Origin of the sequence: Planktotalea sp. (assembly GCF_965659345.1) — a bacterium.
Taxonomy (GTDB): Bacteria; Pseudomonadota; Alphaproteobacteria; order Rhodobacterales; family Rhodobacteraceae; genus Planktotalea.
The window spans coordinates 42,833-49,885 of sequence record NZ_CBFHVK010000020.1 but is presented as its reverse complement, the minus strand read 5'-3'; the positions used below and the strand labels follow the sequence as shown (position 1 = coordinate 49,885).

Annotated in this window: 7 protein-coding genes and 1 other RNA gene; 2 read left to right on the top strand and 6 right to left on the bottom strand. The window is 55.3% G+C overall.

From position 1 onward, the window contains the following. On the top strand, positions 1–365 hold a 365-nt coding region (locus ACTG3Z_RS14770; RefSeq protein ID WP_439143807.1), incomplete at its 5' end, for a winged helix-turn-helix domain-containing protein. A 17-nt stretch (positions 366–382) separates the two neighbouring features. After that, a complete protein-coding gene (locus ACTG3Z_RS14765; protein ID WP_439143806.1) occupies positions 383–1,741 on the top strand; it encodes a sensor histidine kinase in 1,359 nt (452 codons plus the stop codon). A gap of 394 nt (positions 1,742–2,135) precedes the next feature. Here the strand turns inward: ACTG3Z_RS14765 and rnpB are convergent. The 6 genes from rnpB to ACTG3Z_RS14735 all read right to left on the bottom strand — a co-directional run bounded on the left by rnpB (position 2,136) and on the right by ACTG3Z_RS14735 (position 6,974). After that, an RNA gene (rnpB, locus tag ACTG3Z_RS14760) (RNase P RNA component class A) lies at positions 2,136–2,540 on the bottom strand. Between the two features lie 13 nt (positions 2,541–2,553). After that, the gene (locus tag ACTG3Z_RS14755; RefSeq protein ID WP_439143810.1) at positions 2,554–3,168 is read right to left on the bottom strand and encodes an N-acetylmuramoyl-L-alanine amidase; all 615 of its coding nucleotides are present in this window, start codon (positions 3,166–3,168) and stop codon (positions 2,554–2,556) included. Between the two features lie 79 nt (positions 3,169–3,247). Then, positions 3,248–3,946, bottom strand: a complete 699-nt coding sequence (locus ACTG3Z_RS14750; protein WP_439143805.1) for a hypothetical protein — start codon at positions 3,944–3,946, stop codon at positions 3,248–3,250. Positions 3,947–3,979: 33 nt separating this feature from the next. Further along, a complete protein-coding gene (gene gatA, locus ACTG3Z_RS14745; RefSeq protein ID WP_439143804.1) occupies positions 3,980–5,467 on the bottom strand; it encodes an Asp-tRNA(Asn)/Glu-tRNA(Gln) amidotransferase subunit GatA in 1,488 nt (495 codons plus the stop codon). After that, positions 5,467–5,754: an Asp-tRNA(Asn)/Glu-tRNA(Gln) amidotransferase subunit GatC gene (gene gatC, locus ACTG3Z_RS14740; protein WP_439143809.1), complete on the bottom strand. Its 288-nt coding sequence runs from the start codon at positions 5,752–5,754 to the stop codon at positions 5,467–5,469. The genes gatA and gatC overlap by 1 nt, the downstream gene beginning before the upstream one ends. 74 nt (positions 5,755–5,828) lie before the next feature. Beyond that, positions 5,829–6,974 carry an amidohydrolase gene (locus ACTG3Z_RS14735; RefSeq protein ID WP_439143803.1) on the bottom strand — a complete coding sequence of 382 codons (1,146 nt, stop codon included), beginning with the start codon at positions 6,972–6,974 and terminating at the stop codon, positions 5,829–5,831. Between the last annotated feature and the right edge of the window lie 79 nt (positions 6,975–7,053).

The window sequence follows — 7,053 nt, the reverse complement described above, 5'->3', positions numbered from 1 at the left end:
CTGCTCATGTCCGCGAGCTATCACGCTGGATTCACACAGTGAATCCTACAGTGCCCGATTTGTGCAACAAAGCCATTGGCGCGTTGAACTATAATGAAAGCGCACGACAGCTGTTCGACGGTGCCAGCGAGATTGATTTACCTCGACGCGAGATGTCAGTCTTTGAATGCTTGCTTGCTGCTGATGGTCGGCTCGTTTCAAAATCCACTATTCTAGATCATGTCTATGGCGTCGGGACCGACACAGAGGACGCGGTGGTCGAGGTCTATGTCTCTCGCCTACGCCGTCGTCTTTCTCCCTATGGAATCAATATTCGCACGCGGCGCGGGCTTGGTTATCAAATGCAAGATGCGAGCGAAACATGAGGCCAAATTCGCTCCGAATGCGGTTGATTGTGATTATTCTCACGCCGCTCCTCATGCTCTCTTTAATTGCTGCCGCTTGGCAATTTCGCACAACCACAACGCGGGCAGAAAACATCTTTGACCGTGGTTTGCTCTCTGCCGCCCTTGCGATCTCGCGCGATGTTGCCGTGTCTGACGGCGACGCCATCAGCCCCTCAACGCGGCGCTTGGTCAATGACACTTCAGGCGGCACCTTGTTCTATCACGTCTTTGCACCGGACGGAGTTTTTGTGACAGGCTACTCAACCCCCCCCGTGCTGCCGCAGGGAGCGCCGAAGGATTTTGTCGATCCGTTCTATTACGATGGAAACTATCAAGGCGCGAAGGTTAGAGTGCTTCGTTTTCAAGATGTTACCGTCGTTAGCGGTGTTGCCGGCGTGTTCAACATCACCGTTTGGCAGAGCGCCAGCGTGCGCAGCAGTTTTGTCCGCGACGTACTGACACGCTCTTTTTCGGTGATTGGCTTGCTGGTGATCAGCGTCGCCGTGATCGTTTGGTTTGGTGTTGGGCTGGGCCTGCGCCCCTTGCTCGACCTAGAACAAGCGATTGCCAAACGCACCCCGAGCGAGCTTGAACCCATCCGCCGCGCTGTTCCCGTTGAGGCGCAAGGTCTTGTAAGAACCTTGAACCAATTGCTCGATCGCGTTTCGCGGCGCATCAGCTCCAAGGATGAGTTTATTTCGAATGCCGCCCATCAGCTTAGAAACCCAATGGCAGGCGTTCTCGCCCTCGCCGAAGCGGTTCAAAGTGCGCCAAATGCAAAAGCCGCAACAGCGCGCAGCACAGAACTGGTCTTCGCCGCGCGCGAGGCCAGCGATTTAACCAACAGGCTACTCTCCTTCGAGCGCGCGAGCGGCGCGGATATTGCCGCCTCTGGTAAGGTGCTCGATCTCAAGGCGCTTGTCCAAGAGGTTTGCGATTCATTCACGGCGCAGCATTTGGGCCAGTCCATCGCTTTAAGCTGCGATTTACCTGTTCAAAAAGTGACGATTAAAGGGGACGGTACGATGCTGCACGAAGCACTGCTCAACCTGCTGATGAACGCGATCATTCATGGCGGTAATACGCTGTCGAAAATCAATGTGGAACTTTCGATCCAGGTCTACAACGCAGCACTAACGATCACCGACAACGGGATCGGCATTCCTGCTGATCGGCATGTGCAAGCCATCAGTCGATTTGGTCAAGCGGGCGGTGGCCCCGGCAGCGGATTGGGTCTGCCCATCGCGGCAAGAGTGATGACAAACCACGGAGGACGTCTAGAAATCCTCGACTGCGTAGCAGGTACGTCAATCAAGTTGGTATTGCCCTTGTCCAGCGATCCAAGCCGTAAATAAAGGCTATTGAGAAAGCGGTGTTTTGCAAAAAAATGAGCGCCAAATTATTTGCGCTACATATGCGAACAATGATTGCGATTGGTGCGTCGGTTTTTAATACCATTTCAAGGTACTTTCCAGCCAAAATACTAGACGATGTACGATTGATCGGAGTGGCAAGCCCCAGCGAATGGTCAGTTTAGAGCCCAGTCGCTTCTCCTTGATCCAATAACCGGTTTGGTGAAAATCGTTACGCCGCTTAAGATTTTGTGCAGCGAACGCGACCAATTGCTGCGCAAGTAATAGCTGCATCTGCATAAGTCCGGTTTCTCCGAACAGCCAACTTTCAAAGAATGGACAAGACGACCTCGGCTCTGTCCTCGTTCACCAGAAAAACCAAACCTGAAAAAAATTTGCGTACGGAGGGCCTATAAGCCGGATTTTGTCCAATGCGCGGCTCTCGACGCGCAAATAGATGACCATTCATCTCAGCGCTGGATTACCCCAGCGCCTCTAGCTGCCAACCCGGATGCCTCAGGCTAAAGCGTCCCTGCCCGGATATCGATTGCTCGATCACACGCGCGCAGCATCCCTATTTGGCATTGCTCCCGGTGGGGCTTGCCGTGCCGGTCCGGTTACCCGTCCCGCGGTGCGCTCTTACCGCACCGTTTCACCCTTACCTGTGCAGAAACATAGGCGGTTTCTTCTCTGTGGCGCTATCCCTCAGGTTACCCTGGCCGGGCGTTACCCGGCACCGTTGCTTCATGGAGTCCGGACTTTCCTCGATCCAATTAAGAACCGCAGCCATCCAGCCTTCCGTACGCAACGCTCGCCTAGCTGTTGGCCACCCATGGGTCAACTGCGAATCGTGCAGCCAAGGAGGCCGAGTCACACCGATCTTCTTTGCATTCCGCCCCACTGCGCCAAGGGGCAAAACGTAAGCGAAACGCGTTCAAACAAGCCTCAACACCGAACTCAGACAACTCATAGCCCAGTGCCTCTAAACTTTCGGGCAATGGCCGTTCCCCAGCAGCAGAGGGCCACACAGACAGCCCCTCAAGCGCCAAGCGATGCCAATCAAACCGCGCGCCCGGATCACATTTGCGCAAAGGGGCCAAATCAGAATGCGCGATCACATGATGCGCGGGAATATCCCAGCGCTGCAAAATCCCACCTAGCAACTCTTCCAAAGCATCCATCAAAGCGGCAGAGAACGGCGAAAACCCGTCGTTATCCAGCTCAATTCCGATGGAGCGCGAGTTGATATCATCACACCCAGCCCAACGCCCTGCCCCTGCATGCCAAGCGCGCGCGCGTTCATCCACCATCTGCGTCACAACACCATCGCGAGCGATAAGATAATGCGCGGACACTTCTTTTTCTGGGTCACACAGCGTGCAAATCGCATCCTCAGCGCTATGCATCGCCGTGTAGTGCAGCACCACCATATCAGGCTTTAGAATGCCAGCTTTGCGCGGCCCAAAATTAGGCGATGGGCGCTGCACAATTTGCGCGCCCTTCAAAGGATCAGCCGTTCACAGCGTTGCGAAAGGGGGCCGGATCCCATGCACAGGCGAAACCGTCGCCATCAGGGTCCATGCCGCTGCGATCTTTCATCGGACCACCAGCGGCCAGAAACTGTTGCTGCGCCTGATCTTGCGAGGCAAAGCCAGAGCACGCACGCTGATATTTGCGCTCAGCATTGAAGCTGTTACGGCGATATACGCGTTGGCCCTTGGCGTTCTTTGCGGCGAGTGCGAAGGCCACGATATTTGGGCCCGCATTGCCCTGACGCGTCGGCAATGCCGTCGGCTGGATCACTTGATATTGCTGCTGGTTTTGCGCGCGCTTAGCGGCGTCACCCTCGATAGAGCGTTGGCCAGAGACCGCATTGAAATCATTCTCGGCACTGATTCCGCCTGCGCGCAGCACCGGTGCCGCGTTGGCCGGGCTTGCATTTACTACATCGCTTGCACCTGCTGGCGCTGTCGTCGCTTGCGCGATGCCAGAGGCCGCAGCGGGCGCGAGCGTTTCAGAGCTCACCGCTTGTGGCGGCGGCAAAGCCCCACCGCCGCTCAAAGCAGCATCGCGCGCGGCTTGCGCTTGTTCAAATTCGTTGTAATCACCAAAACCAACACCCGCGCCACTGTCAGGGATTGTGGGGCTACACGCGCTCAGCGCAACAAGAGCGCCCAGCGCGACTGTCGGAAGGAAAAACCGCTTCATCTTAGATATGCCTCGAGTGACTTTTGGGGGCGTTTACCACCATTTGTTCGGTTTTGCTACAAAACCCGCAGCTTGCTCTAGCGCATAGGCGGTATTTAGCAGATCGCCCTCTTCCCACGGCTTACCAATCAGTTGCAGCGCCAAAGGCAAACCTTGTGCGTCTACGCCTGCAGGCACAGCAACACCGGGCAAGCCCGCAAGGTTCACCGTCACGGTAAAGACGTCGTTAAGATACATCTGGACCGGATCTGCATCCTTCATTTCGCCGAGCCCAAAGGCAGCACTTGGCGTCGCAGGCGTCAGGATCGCATCAACGCCCGTCGCGAACACATCATCAAAGTCTTTCTTGATCAGCGCACGCACGCGGCGTGCACGGTTGTAATACGCATCATAAAAACCGGCGCTCAGCACGTAAGTTCCAATCATCACGCGGCGCTGCACTTCGGAGCCAAACCCTTCGGCGCGGGTCTTTTCGTACATCTCTGTGATACCATCACCCGCATCCAGCGTTGCACGGTGGCCATATCGCACACCATCATATCGCGCGAGGTTGGACGATGCTTCCGCAGGCGCAATCACATAGTAAGCAGGCAGCGCATATTTCGTATGTGGCAAAGAGATATCAACAATCTTCGCGCCCGCATCTTTCAACATCGCAGTGCCATCGGCCCAAAGCTGTTCGATCTCGTCTGGCATACCATCCATGCGGTACTCTTTCGGAATACCAATAGTTTTGCCCTTGATATCGCCCGTAAGCATCGCCTCAAAATTCGGCACAGGCAGGTTCGCACTGGTGCTGTCTTTGGCATCAAACGAGCACATCGCTTCTAGCATGATTGCCGCGTCACGCACGTCTTTGGTCATCGGTCCCGCTTGATCAAGCGAAGACGCAAATGCAATCGTGCCCCAGCGTGAGCAACGTCCGTAAGTTGGCTTGATCCCTGTAATGCCCGTAAACGCCGCGGGTTGGCGGATAGAGCCGCCTGTGTCCGTACCTGTTGCGGCCAAACATAGATCAGCAGCAACCGCGGACGCGGAACCACCGGATGATCCACCTGGCGTCAACTCTGCATCATCGCCATTGCGACGCCATGGATTAACGACATTGCCATAAACCGACGTCTCATTGGACGAGCCCATCGCAAATTCATCCATGTTGAGCTTGCCGAGCATAACCGCACCTGCATCAAACAGGTTCTGGCTGACTGTGCTTTCATATTCTGGCTTGAACCCGTTCAAAATAGCGGAGGCCGCTTGTGACGGCACACCTTTGGTGCAGAACAAATCCTTGATACCGATCGGCAAACCGCACATGTCAGGCGCATCGCCCGCTGCAATACGCGCATCTGCGGCCTTTGCTTGCTCAAATGCAATCTCTGGCGTGTGGTGCACAAATGCGTTGAGCGCGCCTGCGCCCTCAATCGCCTTCAGGTGCGTCTCGGTCAATTCAACAGAGGTCGTTTCGCCTTTGCGCAGCGCATCGCGCGCGCCTGCGAGCGTCATTTTGGTGAGATCAGACATTATTCAACCACCTTTGGAACTGCGAAAAACCCTTCGCGCGCGTCTGGCGCATTCTTGAGAACTTTTTCTTGCTGATCACCATCGGTGACTTCATCGACGCGTCGATACAGCTTTTGCGGCGTCACAGACGTCATCGGCTCAATACCCGCAACATCGACTTCGTTGAGTTGCTCAATGAACCCAAGGATATTTGAGAACTCCTGCGCCAAGGCAGGGAGTTGGTCATCTTCGACCTTAATACGGGCCAGTTTCGCCACGCGTGCGGCAGTTTTTTCATCAATCGACATAACGGACGTCTCCGGTTTGCTGTTGTCCAAGCCTTTAGCGCCCAGCGCCAAGGGCTGCAAGCGACCGACGCGCTCTAGCCCAATAAATCGCGCGCGATCCGCTCAAAAATATTCACACCAAGCGGTATCAAATCATCAGGAAAATCATAATCGGGGTTGTGCAGCGCCGCATGCTCTGCCCCTGCCCCCAAACAAAGCATCGCCGCCTTGGCTTTCCAGCCAAACACACCAAAGTCCTCAGAAGCGCGGATCGGCAAATTCCCGTCGCTGACCTCAATCCCTAAATCTGCCAAAGCCGCACAGGCTATCTGCACCGCTTCTGCGTCATTTATAGAGGCCGCAAAATCATCGCAGGTTTCAAACGAAACCTTAAGCCCATGCGCCTGCGCCGCCCTTTGCGCCATCTCTTGCGCCTGTTTTGCAAGCTCTGCCATGGGCGCATCCTGTGCTGTGCGCAAGGTAATGAAAATTTCCGCGTCCCCAGGCGCAATGCCAAACGTTGGCTCGCCAATACGCACATGGGTGATTGTGACCAATTTGAATGCATCATCAAGCACACCGCCCACACCCAAGCTGTCAAGTTGCGGTATCAAATCCGATATTGCCAAGGCGGGCGACGTTCCATCCTCAGGATTGGCCGCATGAGCGGTTTTGCCACTCAATTTAATCGCCATGCCTTGCGACGCGCAATTCACAAGCCCCGCGCGCGTGGCGACTTGTCCAAGCGCAATACCTGGCTCATTATGAATAGCAAAAGCATACTGTGGCGCGATCTGAGCAAACGCAGGATCAGCCACAACCGCACGTGCGCCGCTGCCATCTTCCTCTGCAGGTTGGAACATCAACACGACACGCCCCTTACTGACAGGCGCTCGCGATAGACGCCGACCCAATCCCAGCAAAAAGCACATATGGCCGTCGTGGCCGCATAGATGCCCTTTACCCGGCACGTCCGAGCGCCAGTCAAAAGTCGAAATTTCCTCGATTGGCAACGCATCCAGCTCAGCGCGAAACAGCACCGTGGGCCCTTCGCCTATACCTTCAAACACTGCTGCAACACCGTGACCACCAAGCCCACGCAGAATCGCATCTGGCACAAGCGCCTCCAGCTCAGTGACAATCCGTGCTGCTGTTGCAGCCTCTTGACGTGAAATTTCGGGGTATCGATGCAGCTCTCGGCGAAATTCTGTCAGCTCTTGAACATCAGCATTACTCAGCACGGCGCAGCTCCTTCGTTATGTTGCTTTATCGCCGATCTGGTCTAAACTGGAGCTATAATACAAGGTAAATTATAGAAGG